Origin of the sequence: Providencia sp. PROV252 (assembly GCF_033676005.1) — a bacterium.
Classification (GTDB): Bacteria; Pseudomonadota; Gammaproteobacteria; order Enterobacterales; family Enterobacteriaceae; genus Providencia; species Providencia vermicola.
The window spans coordinates 2,145,895-2,166,652 of record NZ_CP096294.1; the positions used below are offsets into that span (position 1 = coordinate 2,145,895).

Below are 20,758 nucleotides of genomic sequence, written 5' to 3' on the forward strand. Positions count from 1 at the left end.
AGCAAGGATAGTGATTAGGCTACATGATCCAACTGGTTTTGCCGCAATCTCATTCCATTTAACATGGATAGCCAAGCTAAAAAAGTAATTATCATCAAGATAATAAAGATAAAATAAGCGGGTAATTCAGTTAAAATTACGCCAGTCATCATTGGGTTAAAAGCACCACCTAATAAACCTAACGATTGAGCTGAAAAATAACTTGCTTTCATACCTTCAGGGGCAATGCTATCAATCAACATGTATTCACCTGGAGCATAAATCAGTTCCCCTAAAGTGAAAAGAAAAGCACCAATAGCCCAAATATAGAGATTTTCTGCTGCAAACATGAAAGTGGCTAAACCCAGTAAGAAAAATAAACTTCCTAACGTCATTAACTTTTTCAAATTGTCTGGGGTGATCCGTTTTCCGACAGTGTATTGCAACGTTACCACAACGACCGCATTCACAGGGAGTATGACGCCGATAACGACTTGTGCAAAATCGCTATTTGCTACCGTAATAACATATTGAGAAATCCAAGTGGTAAACGTCCCAAAAACTAATGACCCTAAGAATGTTGATAAAATAAACCAAGCAAGTACACGGTCATGTAGCATTACAGCTGGGTTCCATGGTCGTTTACCGCCATCCTGATGCTGTGCAGGTTTTATACTTTGAACAAATCGCTGAATGAAAAATATCGGGAAGGCTGCCGAGATAGCGGCCAAATAAAATGGCAAATTGATACTGTACATTAACAGCCAAGTTCCAATAGGCGGACCGATCGTCCATCCGATATTGATAAAAGTATAATTTAAGGAAAAGACTTTAGCTTTTAACGATAAGGTCAGAGTATCTGCAAAATAAGCTTTAAGAACAGTAGAAAAAACAGAATAAGAACAATTGATCAAGGAGAAAAATATGATCACTAAAATGGCATTATTGGAGAGGGGAATAGCAATGAATCCGCCAATAAATGCAACTACAGCAAGTAGCATACACCGTTTTTTGTCAACCCTATCGGCGAGCATACCAAAAGCCATGCTAAATAGCACACCAACAACCATCGCCAATGACATAGCTACCCCAACAGTATCAATTGCCATTTGATACTCTCGGGTTAGGTAAATGGCCATAAATGGTAGTGTTGCCCCACGGCCAATGGTCAGAAGTAAAGACGATGCAAGTAACGCACTGTTAGATATACTGAATTTCGCTGACATAACACACGACCTAGGATTTTTATTATTGTTAACTGTTTGTTTCAACTAAAAGATATTGTAATAAAATACATAAAATCAGTGCGATGAGAAATGGACAATAATGCGCTAAATAGAAAACAATATTTTGAGGAGATCAATCTGCCATTATCGATTAAATATATTGTAATATGAAATCAGTTAAACCGTATTAAACGTTATATGCTGAGAATAAATCGCACTAAAGTCGGGGGAATAATTTAGGTAGGCTCTTCTTGTTTTTAAATAGAAAGATGTATAACTACACCTCTCTATTTAATCAACGGGCATTAAACTTACAGTGCCGCAGTATAGACACGACGACTTACATCAAGGGTGATGTCTTGGTGCTCGCCTAATTCAACCATATTATGTGCTTCTAAACTTTTTACTAGGGGCTCAATAACATCGGATGAAAGCTGATAATCACTAAAATGTGTGCCTACATTCATGGCTTCGAAAAACTGACGGGTTAACTCAATCGATTTTAATGCTTTCTCTTGGTCGTTCCCGTTTGTGATCCCCCACACTCGTTCAGCGTATTGTGCCAATTTTGTTTGTTTTTGTGGCAATTTCTCAAGCAACATTGATGGCAGCACGATTGCGAGTGTTTGTGCGTGATCTAAACCATAAAGCACAGTAATTTCATGGCCTAACATGTGAGTAGACCAATCTTGTGGAACACCAACACCAATTAAGCCATTGAGTGCTAACGTCGCTGTCCACATTAAATTTGCACGGATGTCATAATCTCTTGGGGTTTCGAGTGCTTTAGGGCCAATGTCTATGAGCGTTCTCAATAAACCTTCTGCGAAAGAATCTTGAACATAGGCATTCACAGGATAGGTTAAATACTGTTCAATAACATGAACGAATGCATCAACTACACCATTACTAATTTGGCGAGGTGGGAGTGTGTAGGTTTTCACTGGGTCAAGAATTGAAAACTGTGGAAAAACCTTATCACTCATAAAGGCTAACTTAGACTGTAATTCTTCACGTGTAATTACGGAGCCTTTATTCATTTCTGAGCCAGTTGCGGGGAGGGTTAATACAGTCCCAAAGGGTAATGCAGTTTGAATTGTTGTACCGCCCTTTGTAACAACTTCCCATTTGTCACCAGGATAGTTAACTGCCGCAGCAACAAATTTTACGCCATCAATCACTGAGCCGCCGCCAACAGCGAGTAAAAAATCAAAGCCTTCCTTTTCTATTTTATCAACCGCTTTGATGAGAGTTTCATAGCGCGGATTAGCTTCTATCCCACCAAAAAGTGAAAAATGTCTTGAACCTAAAGCGCGTTCAACCTCATCTAATGTGCCCGTTTTACGTGCGCTTTCACCGCCAAATAAAATGAGAACTTTTGCACTTTCAGGGATCAATCTGCCTAATTCACTTATCTTTCCATCCCCAAAAACGATGCGTGTCGGGTTATAAAACTCAAAGTTATTCATATATAAGCCTTAATAGAAAAATTTCTTGGTTAAACGGCAAAAAAAGTTACCGTACTTGATAGATTAACAAGAAATAGTATAACTTCTAATAATATTAGAGTTTATCAATTTGATGGCTTTGGTATATTATTTTTTAGTTAAGTAATTACATTGTTATAATATTTACTCCTGAAAGTAAAGAAAAGGCACATTAGTAAATTATTGTTTGCTATCTTTAAGATTCCACAACTAAATAAAAGGAATTAAGATGAAAGTATTAGCAGGGGAGTAATTAGAGGAAACGTTAAATATAGACTCATGGGTTAACCTAATGGACGAGGTTAATCAATTAAAAGCAATAACTATAGGTAGAATATAAGAAAATAATGGTTCTCAATATGAATATAATGTTTTGTACGCCAAGCAAAGTTAAATAAACTTATTAGGTGGTGATGACGTATTGATAAGCAATGGCGCTAATGGATTATTAGTGGATGAAAAGAGAGAGAATGTATTTATTATCAACGGTGACTTACTAGGTTGGAATTCGATTTATAGTTTGGGTGGGGAAAATACGATTTATCTCGTGAATTTTAAGCATACGTTATCAGAGAAGCACCAGATCATATCAGCAACACAACACGTTATCACTACGAGTCAGAAAAAGGGCGAACAATAAAAATATTTCAATGCCTTAATACACAAGCGCCCAAAATTGTTCATCAACAATGGGACAATGATAGTCGGTCAGATAACGTATTGCAAAAATTAGAGTATTTAGTGAGCACACTCGCTTCTATCCGTATGCAAGATGAGACACTCAGTACCACGAGTGGTGATTTAAATAATACTTTAGCGACGTGGGAACCCGTAAAACTAGTCAAAAATCATCTGATTTAGACCATAATATTTTAAATTAATTAGTATTTTGGGTATTTAAGCAAGTTTTTTGGCTTGAATCATCTTTGGAGACAGTAAGTTGCAGTAAACTTACTGTCTGTTTAATGCTAACATTTTCCTATGAATTTAATGTATGCATTTTTTAAGATAATTTTTTGCCATGTAAGGGGGGCCAATTGATAAAACGTTTTATGAATCTAGAGCTTCCTCCTGAACCCATAATTAATAGCAATTGCGTGAGAAAACGCCTCAAAAATAGCATTTGTGATAACTGTTCTACCAGCTGTCCAGTGAATGCTATCTCGTTTAGTCACATGGATGCGAAAATTGATAATGATCTTTGTTTCCAGTGTGGTAACTGTCTCTTCTCCTGCCCTGTTGATGCCATTGAAAATATTTCGCCTCACGAACGTACATATCAACAGGATTATTTAGTAGTTAACTATGATGAGCCTGTCGCAATGACGGAAGAACTGATTGTTTGGCATAAACAATTTCAAATTCGGGGTATTCAAATAGCGGAACCCTTGGTTGATAAATGGTTACCAACGATAGCGGCTCTCAATCTTAAGTTAAAAACATTACAAGAGCCTATTTGGCAGCTACGTATTGAGCAACCTCTTGCAGTAGATAGTGGGCGCCGTATGATGCTCTTTCGTCAAAAGTTAGACCAGAAACCCCTGAGTAAAGGGCAGGTGAAAACAGGGCTTAATGCACGGAAACAATTTTATCCAGAAGATAGCTGGTTCAAGATAGAACTTGAAAACGAAAGCTGTATTTTATGTGGGGCGTGCGCGAAAGTATGTGATGAAAACGCGATACAAATTGGCGATAACCAATTCATTTTAGATGAAAAGCGTTGCACAGGCTGTATGAGTTGCCAAGTGGTATGTTTTCCAAAATCGATTCAAGTTTATGAGCACACAGCTAAGCATAGCGAGCCTACCGTATTTCATTACTATGATGCCAAATGTCATACTTGCCATTTACCCTTTTTTTCGTGGGAAGAGGATGTGCAAACTTGCCCAATATGCTCGCAGCATAAAAAGCAGGGGTGGTTATAGAAAAGGTGCTATCAAAGAGCACCTTTTTTAGTTAATTTGCTGAACCTAAATGCTCAACTACTAGTTTTGCAATCTGTGGGTTAATGGCTGGGGGTGTCTCATGGCCCATACCTTCAATAATGGCGATTTTTGCGTTCGAAATGTTATCTGCGATATCTTGACCCGCTTCAACGGGGAATAACGGGTCAATTGAGCCGTGAATAACTAACGTAGGAACATTAATGTGGCTCAGATGTGGACGCATATCACCAGTCACCGCGACAGCAACAATTTGGCGTTTAGTACCTTCAGGTGAATAGTTTCGAGCAAGGGCTTGTTGCACATAATCGCGGTAATATTCCTCATCAAATGGGCAACAACTTGAGCTAATACGGCGATAAAAGGCAAGTTGCCCAGCCAGATAAGCCTCAAAATCTTCTTTGGGGTTTGCGCCTGAACTCATCAACATTTGCATCACATCAGGGGCACTTTGCGGTAAGTTGGGGTTCCCTGTTGAAGACATAATCGGGGACAAAGTGATTGTGCGTTCAGGGTATTTCGCCGCAAATAATTGAGCGATCATTCCGCCCATTGAACGACCAATTATATGCGTTTTATCAATTGATAAGCTATCTAATAAATGCACAATATCGTCCACCATATCGAATAACGTATATGCGATATCGAATGGTTGTCCTGTTTGCATTTTTTGAATCAATTCCCCTAGGTTGATTGGAGGGAAATTATCCATATGAGGAGATAAACCCGCATCACGGTTATCAATTCGGATAATATAAAAACCTGCGCTAGCGATTTGTTGGCAAAAATCTGTTGTCCAACTAATGTTGTGGCCGCCTAGACCTGGCACAAGTACAACGGCAGGGTTCTCAGGAGCGCCAAATGCATCATGAAAAAGTGAAATAGGTTGTTTGGTTGTCATTTTTTTTCCACTGAATTGAATGTTGTGCTATTTATGCCGCCATAGTGTAGCAAATACGAGCCCCAAAAATGGGTAAAGGTTGCTAAGAAAGCGAATGTAGCAGCATTGCTGTAATTTTGCAGAAAATAACACAGTTTATTATCTAACAGATATAAATCGGCTAAATATTAGCACAATAAGTGAAAAAAGAAGTAAAAACAATGCAGTAAGTATGTTTGTATTTAATGAGTAGGTGGAAACAATAAGGCTGCCTAATGCTGACCCAAAAGCAATTCCTCCATTGAAGAATGCGATATACAAGGCGCTCGTAATCTCAATTCGCGAAATGCTATATCCGATCATCCAATTCATTAAGGATACAGAGACTCCACCGTATGCCACTCCCCAAAGTGCGATGATAAAATAGCCCCAAAAAACGTTTAATGGCAAATATACAAATAAAATTAGGCTGATAATTATTAAACTAATTATCCCAAAAATAGATAGCTTTATATTTCGGCTAGAGGCCATCCCGAAGATAAAATTGCCTAAAATTCCTGTAATACCATAAAGAAGCAAAGCAAAACTGATTTGATGGTTGTCTAAATTTAAATTGGGTTCAGCGGTGCAAAGTTATATGCCGAAAGGGCGGCTTGTGTTGAATGATACGGAAGCGATTTTAAATGCGGCATTACAGGGGCATGGCATTTGCCAATTGGGTGCTTTCTTGGTGGGTGAGCAAATTGCGCAAGGAAATTTACGTCCTATTTTAGCCGAGTTTTCGAAGCCAGAGGCACCGATTTGTGCGTTATATCCAACAAAACGCTATTTGCCACCGAAAGTGCGTCAGTTTTTACAGTTTTTTGACGAGTATTGGCAAGGACGTGCAATTTGGGAGGAAAAGGATAAACGATAAGGTGATTTTTCAGCCTATTCTGTAAAGCAATTAAAAATCATTGGGATATGATAGCTACCAAGCAATTCGTTGCTTAAAGATAATTTTTAACTATAGATTTTTAGGTTTTATATGATTTATTTTATTTCAGATACCCATTTTTGCCACTCTAACATTATCAACCTGTGTGATCGTCCTTTCAAAAGCACTAGCCACATGAATGATACGTTGATTCATAACTGGAATGCTTATGTAACAGACCATGATGAAATCTACATCTTGGGGGATTTTTTATACAAAGGTAATGGGGCGGATGCGAATAAAATTTTGCGCAGGTTATCGGGCAAAAAATACCTTATTCGTGGTAACCATGACAAGTTTTTAGATGATCCAGAGTTTGATTCATCACTCTTTGAATGGGTGAAGAGTTATTACGAGTTGGATTATCAAAAACAAAAATTTGTTTTATTTCACTATCCTATCTTAGAATGGCAAGGTTTTTTTCGTGATGCAATCCATTTATATGGCCATGTGCATAATTCAGGAAAAGACCCAGAACAACGTAAACGCTTAGATATTTTAGGGCCTCGAGCGATGAATGTTGGCGTTGATGTAAATAATTTTTTCCCTATTAGTATTAAAACTATTCTAAAACGTGCAAATGGTTAATTATTTAATAATAAACAAGTCTATTTTTTAGCATACAAATAAACAGAAGCACGTGAAACACCAAGATGCTGTGCAACTGTTTCCATGGATTTTTTGACGTCAAGCAAGCCTTCGCTACGTAAAATTTCTATGAGGTTTTTTCGTTCTTCCGCTTTTAATGTCCGCGGTGTTGCGGCAAGTGTCGCGGCATATTGATCGATTCGATGACGAATAGCTTCTGATCCATTGGGCTCAATATGTTCTTTGATTGGGCTATTTCCAACTTCAATAAATTGCGACAATACACTTTGCATCCCCCGAAATAACGTCATATCTAAATTTAGGCACAAAGCAGCAACATATTCACCATTCTCATTTTTGATACCAATAGATGTGCTTTTAACGGGGCGTCCATCGGAAAATTGATTGGTATAATTGGCGACAATATTAGGAAAATCAGCAGATTCAATGCGTGCTAAGCCGAGTTCTGTGGTAGGCTCGCCTACTTGACGACCAGACAAATTATTATGAATCGATAAAATTGAATGTTCGGGGTTTTTTAGGTCATGAACGACAACCTCACAAAATGGTGCAAAAGTTTCGCTCAGCCCTTTGGCGATTGTTTCGATTTGCGCCAATAATGTATTTTCCTTGGTGCTAGACATAAAACCCCCTTATCTAAAAGCGTTAATTTATTAATTTTAACCCATTTTTTATCTCGCTAATAGATAAAGGGTGGAGAGTTACTGTGAAACTAATTCAGCAAAGCGATTGATATCGACATTACCACCACTGACAATAATACCGACTCGTTTACCTTGGAATTGGTCTTTTTGCGCTAACGCAGCAGCATAGGATAGACAACCCGTTGGTTCAACAACCACTTTCAGGCGCTCTGCATAAAATTTCATTCTGTCAATAAGTTGCTCATCGGTAACAGTAAAAATATCATCGACATTATTTTTAATAATTTCAAATGTATACTGCCCCAAATGTTGGGTCTGCGCGCCATCAGCGATGGTTTTTGGTGTATCGATATGGACAATTTTACCTTGGCGGAAAGATTGCTGTGCATCGTTACCCGCTAACGGCTCGACACCATAAACTTGACAGTTAGGGGACAATTGGCGAGCAGCAAGTGCACAGCCAGATAGCAAGCCGCCACCACCTAAGCAAACAAATAAGGCTTCCAATTCACCCACCTCTTGGAACAGCTCCATAGCGGATGTGCCTTGTCCTGCAATAATATGGGGGTGGTCATAAGGTGGAATGATGGTTAAACCCTGTTGTTCTGCGAGTTGCTTGCATAATGCTTCGCGGTCTTGCGTGTACCTATCGAAATGCACAACATTGGCGCCATAACCTTGGGTTGCCGCAACTTTAACAGCAGGTGCGTCGTTTGGCATGAGAATTGTTGCTGGTATATTCAGTAATTGGGCTGCAAGGGCGATACCTTGTGCGTGGTTACCGGATGAAAAGGCAATTACCCCCGCTTTTTTCTGCTCTGGTGTAAATTGGGCAAGTGCATTGAATGCGCCACGAAATTTAAATGCCCCCATCCGTTGGAAATTTTCGCATTTAAAAAATAGCTCACCACCAAATTCTTTATTGGCGGTTGTTGAGGTGAGTACAGGGGTTTTGTGTGCAAACCCCGCGATGCGCTTAGCTGCTGCTTCAACATCTCGATAAGTTGGTAAAGTTAAACCCGTCATTTTATGCCTCGTTGAAATTTTTTGAATTAGCCTAAAACCGCAGTTGCTTCAATTTCGAGCGCTGCGTTAAAGTGAAGTTCAGAAACACCTGCAACAGCGCGAGCAGGGCGAAAGTCACCTATCCACGCTGCATAAATTTGATTAAATTCCTGCCAATCATTCATATCAGCTATATAAACACGCACTTGGACTAAATTTGCTTTTGTTATATTGGCGGCTGACAAGCAAGCGTCAAGATTTTTTAATACTAATTTAGCCTGAACGTTAAAGGGGGTATCAGTGATTGCTTGCCCTGAAACATCGACGGGTAATTGACCCGAAATAAACATAAACCCATTAGCGCCCACACAATGGGAATAGTGGCCTCGTGGCGGGAGCAGAGTAGGGGCATTGATATATTGAATTGACTGGCTCATAGCAACCTCGAACTTGACAAAAAAGCACATGTTAGACTTTTAGTCTAATATTGTATTATATGTACAGTCAATCTGTTTTTGAAGAAAAAAACATCAATGCTTGATGCTAATATGAGAAAAAATGCAGAACAGTTTGCAGTTAAGGTTTTTGCGGATTGTTAGCTGTGGTGTTGATCATGAATATTCTTGCTTGGTAATTCGCCACTCATTTATTCAATAAAAGCGAATTTTTTAGTGAAAGAAATTGCAAAGATTAGAATGAGTAAAATTAAAAATCGTTCACAATGAAAGGGAGTTATCTTAAATAAAAGTGATTAAGAATAATCAAATTGTGACGAGAAAAATAAAATGGTAAGAAGTTGTTATATAAAAACTTTTAGGGATACGACATGGCGAAGTTTACGTTTGATATACTTTCTATTTTTGGGAAAAAAAGCAGTAAAGTGGCTGAACAATATGTTCAAGAAGCGGTTTTACCGTTATCCGTCTTGGATGATTCTTTGCCCAAAATGGTGGTTGAATATGTACTGGAAGGAACATCGCCAGAAGTCTTGGTAAAATTAAGCCAACTGGATACCGAAAAAGCCGTTATTTTATTAGACAAACCAGGCACTGTGGATTGGTGGTGGGGAGGTAATAATTTTAATACGGGCCAATATAATAAAGTGATCCGTCAAGGGAGTAATGCCCGCCATAAACTGTATTCCAAAGTCGGCGATGGTGTGAGTGCAGAGCAAGTTGCGCGATTTGCCAAAGTATTAGCCGCTGCCTGCCAAGATATTAATATTAAAGTGCTGACATCCGAATTACCGTCATGGGTAAGTTATTTAGTCGGCGATGCATTTTCCAAAACCTTCGACAATTCTCGTGATGAAAAATTAGATCACCGTAAGCATTGGAATGTGGAATTGTTGTCTGAGATGATTAGCAAAGAAACAGATAAGCCCGCTAACTCAGTGTTGTATATTATCTTCGATAGACAACATTTGTCGGATTACCACTATGAGAACTTAAACCGGTTATTTGTTCTCCCAGGCTTTAAAGAATATTTAATTGCACAGCAAGGTTTTATTAAGCAGACATTGATTGGTAATTTGTCTGCCGCAGGGCAAGTGCAGCTAATCAATGTCCTGAAAAAAGATAAAGCACTATATTCGGTGTTTGCAGATTGTTTAGTGACATTTGCAACCAGTTCATTAAAAACCGTACGCAGTGCCGCAGAGCCTACACTGTCTATTCTACCTGATGAATCAGTCAAACTATATTTGACCAAAGTGCTAACAGAAGGAACACCAAAGCAGCGTACGCAAGCCGCGGATTTATTTGCCCGAATTGGTAAGGATAGAGAAGTTCTCGAAGCTGCATTGCAAACGGAAACCAACAAAACGGTATTGAAAAGTATTGAAAGTGCCATTTCACGTTTTTCGGTGATGGATAGCGCCAGTGAAATTGAGGAAACTGCGCTGCCAGCGCTTGTTGAACTTGAAGATACCCCACTACCAGAGAGTGCAAAAGATATCTTAATCAATAACTTCAATGAGATGCTGCAAAAAGCCAAAGAAAATGCAGAGAATGAAATTGAAGAGAATAAAAAGCAAAAGCACACGTACAACTGGGCACAGCGTCATTATAAAGAATTCCAAAAACTGGATGCGAAAACCTGCGCAAAAATTATTGATAAGTTGAACTCAGGCAAAGAGGTGATTACTGACCATGAATACAATGTGGTGAAATTCAAAGAGCGTATTAATAATCTCCCAGAGTTTACGTTATTTCATGCATTACGTCTGATTAGTCATAACCGCACGGGAATGGATCATTTTTCTCATTATTACCTGACCCGTGAAGTTCCACCACGTATTATTGGCCAAATTGAATTACGTCAATTAGAACAGGTATTAACTCATTGCCATTATCAACAGGCTCACCGTCTAATTGCAGATTTCTGTTTGCGTTCATACAATGATGGCTTAAAACTGTTTAATCAACCGCAGCAAGTTTGGCCGTTCTTTACGCAATACCCTGATTTTATCGCCGAAGCATTAGGGTTAATTCCGCAGCAAGCAAAACAACGCTACTACCAAGAATATGATGCTTCAAGTGGTATAGAAGTATTAGCGATGTTACCAACTATCCCTGCTCGCTTTATTCCACGTATTATGGAACTCGCGTTAGGAGAGAATAAAACGCATCGTTTAAGTGCGCAAAAATTACTCGAAACATTGCCGAATATTCATGTTAATGCAGCAGAAGGTTTAGACTCAGGTAAACAAGAAATTCGTGTGACTGCCATTGAGTGGCTAGCGCGCCTTAAACACCCTGATTCTTTAAAACCTCTATATGCATTATTGAAAAAAGAAAAACGTGAAATTGTGCGTGCTGCACTATTAACGGCGTTGGAACAATTTGGGGAAGACATTTCCAGTTATTTATCACCAAAAGTCCTATTAGCTGAAGCACAAAAAGGGCTTAAGGGTAAAGCTCCAGCAAGCATGTCTTGGTTTAATTTAGATTCTTTACCTGCACTGACTTGGCAAAATAATAAACCTGTCGATGGGGAAATTATTCGCTGGTGGGTTATTTTAGCTGTGAAATTAAAAATGCCAGCAGGTAATGGTTTATTACAGCGTTATATCAGTTTGTTATCAGTGGATAGCCAGCGTAAGCTTGGAAGCTTTATGCTCAATAGCTTTATTGCTCAAGATACCGCAGGCCCATCGCTAGAAATGGCAATGGCAGAAGCAGAACGAGATGCACCACAGCGTTTAACCAACTACCAAGATTGGGTAAAACGTTGGCCAGAGTATTACAGTCAGTATGAAAATTACACCCTTGAGCAGTGTATTAATGACATTAAGAATGAAGTGCTTCGCCGTTATTTAGGGTCAGCGATTACCGATAAAGGCATGCTAGCGCTCATTTGTGGTATTGAAGGGCACATTGCAGTCACCGCGTTACGTAATTATATGCGTGATCATTATCAGCGTCGCGCACAAATTGAGGCCATGATTGATGCGGTAGCAACCAGCAATGACCCGCTCATTATTCAATTATTACTCTCACTTTCACGCCGTTATCGTACCGCTTCTGTACAAGAAAAAGCACGTGGTTTAGTGGCTCAAATAGCGGAGCGTAATGGCTGGAGTGCCGATGAACTTGCCGACCGGACTATTCCAACAGCAGGAATGGATGAAACAGGGGTACTTGCCCTTGAGTATGGCGAGCGTACTTTTACTGCAAAACTAGATCCCCAACAAAAATTGGTGTTGTTTAACCCTGAAGGCAAAGAGATCAAAGCATTACCAGCCGCCCGTAAAACGGATAATGAAGAGCTGATTAAAGAATCGAAAAAATTACTGAGTTCCAGTAAAAAGGAACTTAAGCAAGTTATTGATCTACAAACTGCACGCTTATACGAAGCAATGTGTGCGGAACGTTTGTGGACCACACAAGACTGGCAAGAATATATCCAAGCTCATCCGATTATGCGCGGTTTGATTGAAAGGCTTGTCTGGATGGAAATAGATAACGATAAGGTTATCAATGTATTCCGTCCTTCAGATGATGGTAGTCTGCTTAACCTTGAGGATGATGAAATCGAGTTAAGCGCAGGGTCATCAATTAAACTGGCTCATGCTGCGTTGATTTCGGAAGATGAAAGAAAAGGTTGGTTGGTCCATTTTAAAGATTACAAAGTGAAATTTTTGTTCTCGCAAATGGAACACAAAATCCCTGAATTAGACCTCGCACTCACTGAAATCGAAGATCGCAAAGGTTGGCTGACAGATACCTATACGTTACGTGGTGTGCTCACCAAAATGGGGTATCAGCGTGGCCAAGCGGAGGATGGCGGTAGCTTTATGCATTACTCGAAACACTATGCTAGCCTAGGTTTCTATGTCTACATTGAGTTTAGTGGAAGCTATGTACCAGAAGAAAATATTCCTGCGGTCTTGTACTCCTTAAGCTTTGAAAGTGGGCAACAAAGCTCATGGAATCGCAGTTACATAGAGTTAAAAGATATCCCGCCAATTTTATTAGCTGAAAGCTATGCGGATTACTTAAAAGTGGCTGACGCCTGTGCAGGATTTGACCCTGAGTGGGAAAAGAAAACACCTTGGTAATTAGGGTTTAATAGGATAACTCGATGAGTAACAAAGAAACAATAAAAGGGCATGTTCTGCGTGAAAGCGCAGAAATTCGTTTTGCTGATGAACTGGAAAAACTCACACAAGCCGATAGCCATAACCCAAAACCACAAGGTTGGCTACGTTCACCACGCGCGGTTAGGCAGTTTATTTTAGGTGATGAAGCTCTGGGTATTACGCCGAAGTTTTTTGGGGATGATGCTTTAGTTGACCGCGCAATAGTGACCTTGTTAGGTAAACAGGGTCTGATGTTAGTCGGAGAACCAGGAACAGCAAAATCCATGTTATCCGAATTATTAGCTGCAGCAATCAGCGGTGATTCGGGCTTAACTATTCAGGGAACAGCTGGAACAACCGAAGATCACATTAAATACTCATGGAACTATGCGTTGCTATTGGCAGAAGGGCCTACGGAAAAAGCGTTGGTTAGCTCGCCACTTTATCAAGGCATGCTGGAAGGAAAAATTGTGCGTTTTGAAGAGATCACCCGCTGCCCACCAGAAATACAAGATGTATTGGTCAGCTTAATGTCTGAAAAACAGATGATGATCCCCGAAATGAAAGACAATGCGAGGATCAGTGCTAAGCAAGGCTTTAATTTAATTGGTACAGCCAACTTACGTGACCGTGGCGTGCATGAAATGTCATCGGCATTAAAACGTCGCTTTAACTTCGAAACGGTGAGGCCGATTCAAGACCCTGCGTTTGAAATTGAGCTAATTAATAAACAGCTTACCAGCGAACTAGGCGAGCTAAATGGCTTGGTGACTGTGCCTGCGAATGTGATTGAATTATTAGTCACCACTTTCCAAGAGCTACGTTCAGGCAATACCAAGGATGGCGGCAATATCAAAACCCCAGATGCGGTGATGTCGACAGCAGAAGCGGTGAATATCGCTTATGCGTGTGCGTTAGAAGCCCATTATTTGGGAGACGGAACGTTAAGTGCTGGTGCAGTCGCTCGTCAGCTAATTGGGGTTGTACTCAAAGATAATGCAGATGATATCAAGCGGATGCGTTATTACATTGATAATGTCGCACGAGAAAGAGCCAAACAGAGCCCCGAATGGAAAGCATTCTTTGAAGCTTCCCGTCAGTTTTGGCAATAGGATTGTTAACGTGTAATGCATGGCGAGGTCTTTGGCTTCGCCCATATTTATCAATCAGGGAATATTACGGTGAGTTTGCCTTCCATACCTTTACCCGAACGACTCGAACAAGCATTGATGAGCTGGCAACAGCTTGAATCAGAAAAGATTTATTTTGCTCCCGTTCGCCATCACAGTCCAGCTTGTGCCTACAGCACGGCCTCATTGATTGAGCAGATTAACCCTGATTATGTACTGATTGAAGGACCTGATAGTTTTAATGGGTTGATTTCAGGGTTGCTGCATCAAGACACACAACCGCCCGTCGCTATTATGGTGCAAACGGAAATTAAAGCAGGCGCATTAAAGGATGGAAGTGACGCTGTCACTCGGTCGGCTTATTTCCCATTTTGCGAATATTCCCCAGAATGGCAAGCACTTAAGCAAGGCTCACGATATAAAGCACAATTACAGTTTATTGATTTACCTTGGGCTGCGCAGGTGAATATTGATGAAACTGATGAAGGGCAAAGTCAAAGCCTGCAAAAAGAGCGTTATTTAGCACATAGCTTATTTATTGCACAGCTAGCAAAAAAAAGTGGTTGCCGTGACCATGATGAGCTTTGGGAACAACTATTTGAATTACGTACTTTTGAGCAGCTCACTGATTGGTCTGCATTTTTTAAAGACAGTTTCATCTGGTGTGGGTTAGCTCGTTTAGATTATGAGCCTGAAGTCCTTGAATCTGAAGGCTCTACACAGCGTGAATCCCATATGCAAGCTCATATTCAAAGCATTAAAACGAAGCAGCCAAACGCCAAAATTGTTATCGTGACTGGCGGATTTCATACCCTCGCGTTAATTGAAGGTTTAGCTGAACGGGCAACTCAACAATTTGCACTCACGGCGATAGCTCAAAAGCAGTTTGTAAAACAACAAAAAACCGCTGAAAACGAGAGTGCATGGTTAATACGTTATAGTGACGATAAGCTTGATGCACTAAACGGTTATGCATCAGGTATGCCATCCCCCGCGTTTTACCAAAAAGTATGGGAAACACTATTGCAACAGCGCCAAGACCGTGAAAATGGCCGAGTTCGACCAACTCAGGTGTATCGGAATAAATTGGGGATCGCGTATCTGGCAAAGGTGGCGACTATTTTGCGCGAAAAGCAATTTGATGCGGCTCCTGGTTTTTTATCGGTAAAACTGGCCGCGGAACAAAGCATTCGCTTAGCGGCCTTTCGTGGGCATGCAGGGACAGGGCGCTATGATTTATTGGATGGACTACAAAGTGCATTTATTAAAGGCAGCCTTGATGAGAGCCAAGATGAACTTTGGCATGAAATTAAAACCTGCTTTTCAGGTTTTCGCCTAGGCCAAATCCCCAAAGGCACAACAACGCCGCCGTTGGTGGCACAAACCTATGAGATGGCAAAGGGGTTTCGCTTTAAGCTTGATGACACATTAAGCAAAATCAGTCGGTTAGATGTGTATCGTAATAAACAACATCGCCTACGTAGTCGCTTTTTACATTTATTGGCTTTTTTAGATATTCATTTTGCAAAACACCTTTCTGGCCCAAATTTTATGTCAGGAAACCAAATGGATGTGTTATTTGAAGAGTGGCAATATGCCTGGACGCCAAATGTGGAAGGCGAGTTAATTGCATTATCAGAAAAAGGGACTCAGCTTAAAACGATCGCATTGAATCGTTTATTTGAAATGGAAAAAAACCTTGAGCAACAAGGGGTCAGTCGTTCAAGCCAGAGTGCTGTGACATTATTGATGCAAGCGGCGATCATTGGCTTACATCAACGCATTCCTACACTATTTTCATTGTTAGATAGTTATATTCAGCAAGATACAAAATTCGAATCATTAGTAGCTTGTGGCCATAAGTTAGTACATTTATGGCGAGGAAGACAGTTCTTTGATATCGAAGAGAATTTTACGATTGAAGCTCGTTTGGATACTTTATTGCAGCAAGTTTTTTATTGCTTTGAGCAAATTACTCAAGGGGATGAGCAGCAGCAAGAAATGTATTTTAATGCGCTACTTTCATGCCGCGAACTGGTGACATTTATGCCTGAAATTAATAAAAATCACGATTATTATCACGATTTTTATCACCAGTTGGCTCGCTGTAAAGACCAATTAAACCATGTCCCTTTATTAAAAGGGGCCGTGGATGCTCTGCGTTATTTGGGTGCAAAAACCGATGAAGAGACATTAGTTAACGAGATCCAAAGTGCGTTTAGTGCAGGAAGTGACCCAGAAATCGCTATTGGCTATTTTATTGGCGTAATGCGCGCTGCCCCTGAATTAATTTTACGTATTCCACTCTTAATCGACTCTTTGAATGATTTACTCAGTAAATGGGATGAAAGTCGATTTATTCAGGTGCTGCCAGATTTGCGCTTTGCATTTAGCCAACTGACGCCAAAACAAAATGCACAAATGGCACAGCATATCGCGCAAAACTTATCAATCGAAGCACAAGATTTGACGCTGCACCAAACAGAATTTAATGAGAAACAAATGCTGCAAGCGTTGCAATTAGAACAACGACTACAAAATCAGCTTGTTGAGCTTGGTCTACAACGTTGGTTCACTCACACGTCGGAGGCGAAATAACGATGAGCAAAAAAGAGATGCCATTGACGCCAGAACAACTGCAACTTGCTAAACGCTGGCGTTTAGTATTAGGCCAATATGCGGATAACGCGCTGGGGCAAGCGGCATTCAGTGCGGAAGAGTTAAAAATCGAGCGCTCATTGGATTTTTTATATCGCCGTGAATATCAACGGCGTGGACTGCGACAAGAAGGTGGTCGTCACGGTTCTTTAGATGCATCGCAACTTACCGCAGTGAATTGGTTAAACCAAGCGCGGAAGTTATTCCCAAATAGTACGTTTGAGCGCATGCAATCACAGGCGCTTGAGCGTTATGAAATCAGTAGCTTACTTAAAAACCCTGACGCATTGAATGCCATGGAACCCACGAAGGCATTAGCAAAAACGCTAATGAGTTTACGGGGAAAAATGAACGAAGATACGCGTGATGCAGTGAAAAATATCATTCGCAAAGTCGTGGATGATATTCTCAGCCAAATGCGTAATCAGTTCCGCCAAGCATTAACTGGGCGGAGGAACCGTTTTCGCCGTTCGTTAATTCCAAATAGCCGTAATTTCGATTGGCGTGCGACTATTGCTGCAAATTTAAAAAATTATGATCGGCAAAACCAACGGTTAGTCATCAAAACCCCGTATTTCAACTCGCGTCAACAGCAGCACTTGCCGTGGGATGTAATTTTGTGTGTTGACCAAAGTGGTTCGATGGCCAGTTCAATTATGTATGCGGCAGTCTGTGCCAGTATTTTAGCCGCATTGCCAACAGTCAGGGTTTCACTCGTGGTTTTTGATACGCAAGTTGTTGATTTAAGCCATTTAGCCCATGACCCTGTTGAGGTTTTAATGACGGTACAATTGGGCGGTGGAACCGATATTGCCAAAGCGATGCAGTACTGTGAAAGTTTGATCCGTAACCCTAAACGTACGATTATCAGTTTGATAAGCGACTTTGAGGAAGGCGGGGCACTAAATCATCTACTTAACTGCACACAACGCCTACACGGTCAGCAAGTGAAACTTTTAGGCTTAGCCGCGTTAGATGACGATGCATTGCCTGTTTATGATCCTGAAATTGCCCAAAAATTGGCTGATAGAGGCATGCATGTCGCTGCATTAACCCCTGAGCACTTTGCTCAGTGGCTGGCGGAGGTGATGCAATGAGTTGGCAAACCATTTATTACCAATATGATGACGATGCGTTAGCGGTGTTTGCAAACGTGGGGTTATTACGCAGAGCGCGCAAAGATTTAGAGAACCAAAAGGTTAATCCTAGTGATCTGGTTGCTGGGCAGTTTGACAGTGATGGGCAAGCGGTGAAGTTAGATGCACAAGGTGTACAAAAAGCGACCTGTAATTGCACTGCATCAGGTTGTTGTAAGCATATTTTGGCCGCAGTTCTTTGGGTTCAGAATAATGTGCCAGATGAAAATATTCAGGGTATTGAAGATAAGGGGATGCTTAGTGAGCCAGAACCATTATTGCCTGAATTACTCGCATTAGAGTCAACGTCATTGATTAAACTCGTCTCTAAAGCCGATTGCCGCTTAGCGATCCGTTTGTTAGATGAATGGCAGGAGCGTGAACTCATTTTTGATGATCAATGCAACCAGTTAAGAGTGATATTAGCCGAATATGATGAGCCAATCATTTACCTGAAAGGCAGTGGTTTTCAGGGGATGATCTCCTCGGTCCCCGAAAAACAGAAAAAAGCGGTTCACCTTGCGGTGATTGCTAAACTGTTGATGCAAAATGGTGTAGTTTGGCAATGGCCTGATGATTTAGCCCCTGCGCCTGATACTGCACTGTCATTAACTGATGATGATAAAATCGTTATCGCCACCATTGGGCAATTTATCCAAGATTTGTTGCGCCAAGGTTTGTCGCACATTAGCCAAAGTAGCGCCACGCAATTGCATCTGTTGAATATGTCGGCGAAAGCGGAAGGTTTACCTCGGTTAGCCAATTATTTGAAAAGGCTGAGCCAGCAGGTGAAACTGCTAGCAGGTAAGCACTTTACGATGGATGAAGGGCAAGTTTTGCGGTTAATCGCCGAAATTGCTGCCTATTTGCAGCAACTTTCAACGGCAGATGCAACACAGCTTGCAGTGCTTAAAGGTTTGCAGCGCCGCCAATACACTGACAAAATATCGGTACTTGATTTAACGCCAATTGATGCGAATTGGTGGCAAACCCAAAACGGCGCAATTGGTGCGACGTTTAGTTTTTGGGATAACCAAGAGAAAAAAATTATTCAATGTACACAAGGGCGTGCAAATAATCTGGACCCGATGTTCAACCGTTCAAGCCTCTGGCAAACGTTATCCATTTGGAAGCAAACTGCCGATAATTTGATGCGAACACCGTTTAAATTACATGATCCGCGGCTTTCGGACGAAGGTAAATTATCGGCCAGTGGTGACAGTTTTGCTGAAAAAAATAACCAAAAGCTGTTAGCAAACGATGATTACCAAACGCTTCAAAGAGAGTTGGGGTTTACCCACTGGCAAGAGGCTAGTGAATTTCTTTCAAACTTATCCAGCGAAAATGTTTATCAACCCGTTATCTTACATCTCGCTGATTATGAACAGTTATATTGGAATGAGACTGAACAATGTATTTTGTGGGCGATATCTGATAGTGAAAAAAATAGGGCGTTTTTGCGATTAAATTGGGAAGGGAATGAAAACCATAAAATCGAAGAGTTACGCTTTATTACCAAGGAAAAATGGCCTATTGCCGCAGTGAGTGCTTTGGTCAATCATACTTCACAAGGTATTCAGTTAGTGCCTAAAACATTATGGTTGAAGAAAGAGCAAGGTATTGAACTGTTTTACCTTGATTTTGAATCAATCCCTCGCAAAAAACAACGTTCAGGTTTTTTTAGTAAGATAATGGAATACATGGAGAAAAAGCAGCAAACGAGCAATACTTTTGTGCCTGAAACAACGCTCGCAAGCCAATTGATTCGTCCAATTTTGTCAATACTGGAAACCCAGGCGTGTACGGGAAGGCAGCAGTTTTCTTCATCCCAACAAGCTGAAATTGGTTATGTCATACATGTCCTTGAGGATTTGGGCACGTTATGGTTAGCCAACCAGGTCAAATTGTTAACTGCTTCAGGGGAGATCTCCCCCGAAAACGTATTACGATTAGTGTACCTATGCGATAAATTTGAGCGCTTGCAAATGCCGTTACCGTTTCAATTTGTTTAAGATTCAAATGTTGCGAGAAATGTCCGTAATAGTTGGTTGAGCGCCTGTTGCTCTTCCAACGTTAATTTAGCGACTAGCCTTGCTTGGTTTTGCGTGTGAGCTTCAATGACTTGATTAATCAGATTCAGTCCTTCCTCAGTCAGTGACACTAAAAAGCCACGGCCATCATCTGGGTTAGTGTGGCGGGAGACTAACCCCGCTTTTTCCAGTTGATCAATGCGATTTGTCATAGTTCCTGACGTGACCATTAGCGTAGTTAGCATGTCCCCTGGGCTCAGGGTGTAAGGCGCACCAGAACGCCGCAAAGTTGCAAGCACATCAAAACTTGACCGATTAAGGCCAAATTCAGCGAAGACTTTTTCCATTTCACGAGTGAGATGATAGGCAACATTGCCTAACCGACCAATTAACCCCATTGGGCTAATATCAAGGTCTGGGCGCTCACGCTCCCATTGTTCAGTGATTTTATCGATTCTATCCATAGGTAAATA

15 protein-coding genes are annotated in these 20,758 nt (G+C 40.8%); 8 read left to right on the forward strand and 7 right to left on the reverse strand.

Translation table 11 applies throughout. The features are described from left to right. Positions 1–14 precede the first annotated feature (14 nt). Together ydeE and M1F05_RS09905 are read right to left on the reverse strand one after the other, a co-directional pair. Positions 15–1,205 carry an efflux MFS transporter YdeE gene (gene ydeE, locus M1F05_RS09900; RefSeq protein WP_206086001.1) on the reverse strand — a complete coding sequence of 397 codons (1,191 nt, stop codon included), beginning with the start codon at positions 1,203–1,205 and terminating at the stop codon, positions 15–17. A gap of 311 nt (positions 1,206–1,516) precedes the next feature. Further along, positions 1,517–2,674 (reverse strand): iron-containing alcohol dehydrogenase, encoded by a 1,158-nt coding sequence (locus M1F05_RS09905; RefSeq protein ID WP_206086002.1) that lies wholly within the window; start codon positions 2,672–2,674, stop codon positions 1,517–1,519. A gap of 1,070 nt (positions 2,675–3,744) precedes the next feature. On the opposite strand from M1F05_RS09905, the gene M1F05_RS09910 reads away from it, so the two are divergent. Further along, positions 3,745–4,617: an ATP-binding protein gene (locus M1F05_RS09910; RefSeq protein ID WP_306803690.1), complete on the forward strand. Its 873-nt coding sequence runs from the start codon at positions 3,745–3,747 to the stop codon at positions 4,615–4,617. Positions 4,618–4,648: 31 nt separating this feature from the next. On the opposite strand, the gene M1F05_RS09915 is transcribed toward M1F05_RS09910, so the two are convergent. After that, complete coding sequence (locus M1F05_RS09915; RefSeq protein WP_206086003.1) at positions 4,649–5,536, reverse strand: alpha/beta fold hydrolase; 888 nt, start codon at positions 5,534–5,536, stop codon at positions 4,649–4,651. Between the two features lie 616 nt (positions 5,537–6,152). Here M1F05_RS09915 and M1F05_RS09920 point away from each other — a divergent pair. Both M1F05_RS09920 and M1F05_RS09925 read left to right on the forward strand, forming a co-directional pair. Next, complete coding sequence (locus M1F05_RS09920; RefSeq protein ID WP_318826058.1) at positions 6,153–6,431, forward strand: LysR substrate-binding domain-containing protein; 279 nt, start codon at positions 6,153–6,155, stop codon at positions 6,429–6,431. Positions 6,432–6,542: 111 nt separating this feature from the next. After that, entirely contained in the window at positions 6,543–7,079 is a 537-nt protein-coding gene (locus M1F05_RS09925; protein ID WP_206086005.1) for a metallophosphoesterase family protein, read from the forward strand. A gap of 20 nt (positions 7,080–7,099) precedes the next feature. On the opposite strand, the gene M1F05_RS09930 is transcribed toward M1F05_RS09925, so the two are convergent. The 3 genes from M1F05_RS09930 to M1F05_RS09940 all read right to left on the reverse strand — a co-directional run bounded on the left by M1F05_RS09930 (position 7,100) and on the right by M1F05_RS09940 (position 9,186). Next, positions 7,100–7,723 (reverse strand): transcriptional regulator, encoded by a 624-nt coding sequence (locus M1F05_RS09930; RefSeq protein ID WP_206086006.1) that lies wholly within the window; start codon positions 7,721–7,723, stop codon positions 7,100–7,102. A gap of 78 nt (positions 7,724–7,801) precedes the next feature. Then, positions 7,802–8,770, reverse strand: a complete 969-nt coding sequence (locus M1F05_RS09935) for a threo-3-hydroxy-L-aspartate ammonia-lyase (RefSeq protein WP_206086007.1) — start codon at positions 8,768–8,770, stop codon at positions 7,802–7,804. A gap of 26 nt (positions 8,771–8,796) precedes the next feature. Then, complete coding sequence (locus M1F05_RS09940) at positions 8,797–9,186, reverse strand: RidA family protein (RefSeq protein ID WP_206086008.1); 390 nt, start codon at positions 9,184–9,186, stop codon at positions 8,797–8,799. Between the two features lie 389 nt (positions 9,187–9,575). Between M1F05_RS09940 and M1F05_RS09945 the strand changes: the two genes are divergently transcribed. The 5 genes from M1F05_RS09945 (at position 9,576) to M1F05_RS09965 (ending at position 20,267) form a co-directional block, all read left to right on the forward strand. After that, the gene (locus tag M1F05_RS09945; protein ID WP_272516284.1) at positions 9,576–13,310 is read left to right on the forward strand and encodes a DUF4132 domain-containing protein; all 3,735 of its coding nucleotides are present in this window, start codon (positions 9,576–9,578) and stop codon (positions 13,308–13,310) included. A 23-nt stretch (positions 13,311–13,333) separates the two neighbouring features. After that, on the forward strand, positions 13,334–14,443 hold the full coding sequence (locus M1F05_RS09950) for an ATP-binding protein (protein ID WP_206086010.1): 1,110 nt from the start codon (positions 13,334–13,336) through the stop codon (positions 14,441–14,443). Between the two features lie 69 nt (positions 14,444–14,512). Continuing rightward, positions 14,513–17,059, forward strand: a complete 2,547-nt coding sequence (locus M1F05_RS09955) for a DUF5682 family protein (RefSeq protein WP_206086199.1) — start codon at positions 14,513–14,515, stop codon at positions 17,057–17,059. Between the two features lie 2 nt (positions 17,060–17,061). Then, positions 17,062–18,216: a VWA domain-containing protein gene (locus tag M1F05_RS09960; RefSeq protein ID WP_206086011.1), complete on the forward strand. Its 1,155-nt coding sequence runs from the start codon at positions 17,062–17,064 to the stop codon at positions 18,214–18,216. Then, positions 18,213–20,267 (forward strand): SWIM zinc finger family protein, encoded by a 2,055-nt coding sequence (locus tag M1F05_RS09965; protein WP_206086012.1) that lies wholly within the window; start codon positions 18,213–18,215, stop codon positions 20,265–20,267. The genes M1F05_RS09960 and M1F05_RS09965 overlap by 4 nt, the downstream gene beginning before the upstream one ends. On the opposite strand, the gene M1F05_RS09970 is transcribed toward M1F05_RS09965, so the two are convergent. Continuing rightward, a complete protein-coding gene (locus tag M1F05_RS09970) occupies positions 20,264–20,749 on the reverse strand; it encodes a MarR family winged helix-turn-helix transcriptional regulator (protein WP_206086200.1) in 486 nt (161 codons plus the stop codon). The genes M1F05_RS09965 and M1F05_RS09970 overlap by 4 nt on opposite strands. Between the last annotated feature and the right edge of the window lie 9 nt (positions 20,750–20,758).

Bases quoted from the DNA above. Each gene is read 5' to 3' on its own strand.
- M1F05_RS09965 (WP_206086012.1), top strand. From the start codon at position 18,213: ATGAGTTGGCAAACCATTTATTACCAATATGATGACGATGCGTTAGCG.
- M1F05_RS09935 (WP_206086007.1), bottom strand. From the start codon at position 8,770: ATGACGGGTTTAACTTTACCAACTTATCGAGATGTTGAAGCAGCAGCT.
- M1F05_RS09910 (WP_306803690.1), top strand. From the start codon at position 3,745: ATGAATCTAGAGCTTCCTCCTGAACCCATAATTAATAGCAATTGCGTG.
- M1F05_RS09960 (WP_206086011.1), top strand. From the start codon at position 17,062: ATGAGCAAAAAAGAGATGCCATTGACGCCAGAACAACTGCAACTTGCT.
- M1F05_RS09950 (WP_206086010.1), top strand. From the start codon at position 13,334: ATGAGTAACAAAGAAACAATAAAAGGGCATGTTCTGCGTGAAAGCGCA.
- M1F05_RS09940 (WP_206086008.1), bottom strand. From the start codon at position 9,186: ATGAGCCAGTCAATTCAATATATCAATGCCCCTACTCTGCTCCCGCCA.
- M1F05_RS09930 (WP_206086006.1), bottom strand. From the start codon at position 7,723: ATGTCTAGCACCAAGGAAAATACATTATTGGCGCAAATCGAAACAATC.
- M1F05_RS09925 (WP_206086005.1), top strand. From the start codon at position 6,543: ATGATTTATTTTATTTCAGATACCCATTTTTGCCACTCTAACATTATC.
- ydeE (WP_206086001.1), bottom strand. From the start codon at position 1,205: ATGTCAGCGAAATTCAGTATATCTAACAGTGCGTTACTTGCATCGTCT.
- M1F05_RS09945 (WP_272516284.1), top strand. From the start codon at position 9,576: ATGGCGAAGTTTACGTTTGATATACTTTCTATTTTTGGGAAAAAAAGC.
- M1F05_RS09905 (WP_206086002.1), bottom strand. From the start codon at position 2,674: ATGAATAACTTTGAGTTTTATAACCCGACACGCATCGTTTTTGGGGAT.
- M1F05_RS09920 (WP_318826058.1), top strand. From the start codon at position 6,153: ATGCCGAAAGGGCGGCTTGTGTTGAATGATACGGAAGCGATTTTAAAT.
- M1F05_RS09970 (WP_206086200.1), bottom strand. From the start codon at position 20,749: ATGGATAGAATCGATAAAATCACTGAACAATGGGAGCGTGAGCGCCCA.
- M1F05_RS09915 (WP_206086003.1), bottom strand. From the start codon at position 5,536: ATGACAACCAAACAACCTATTTCACTTTTTCATGATGCATTTGGCGCT.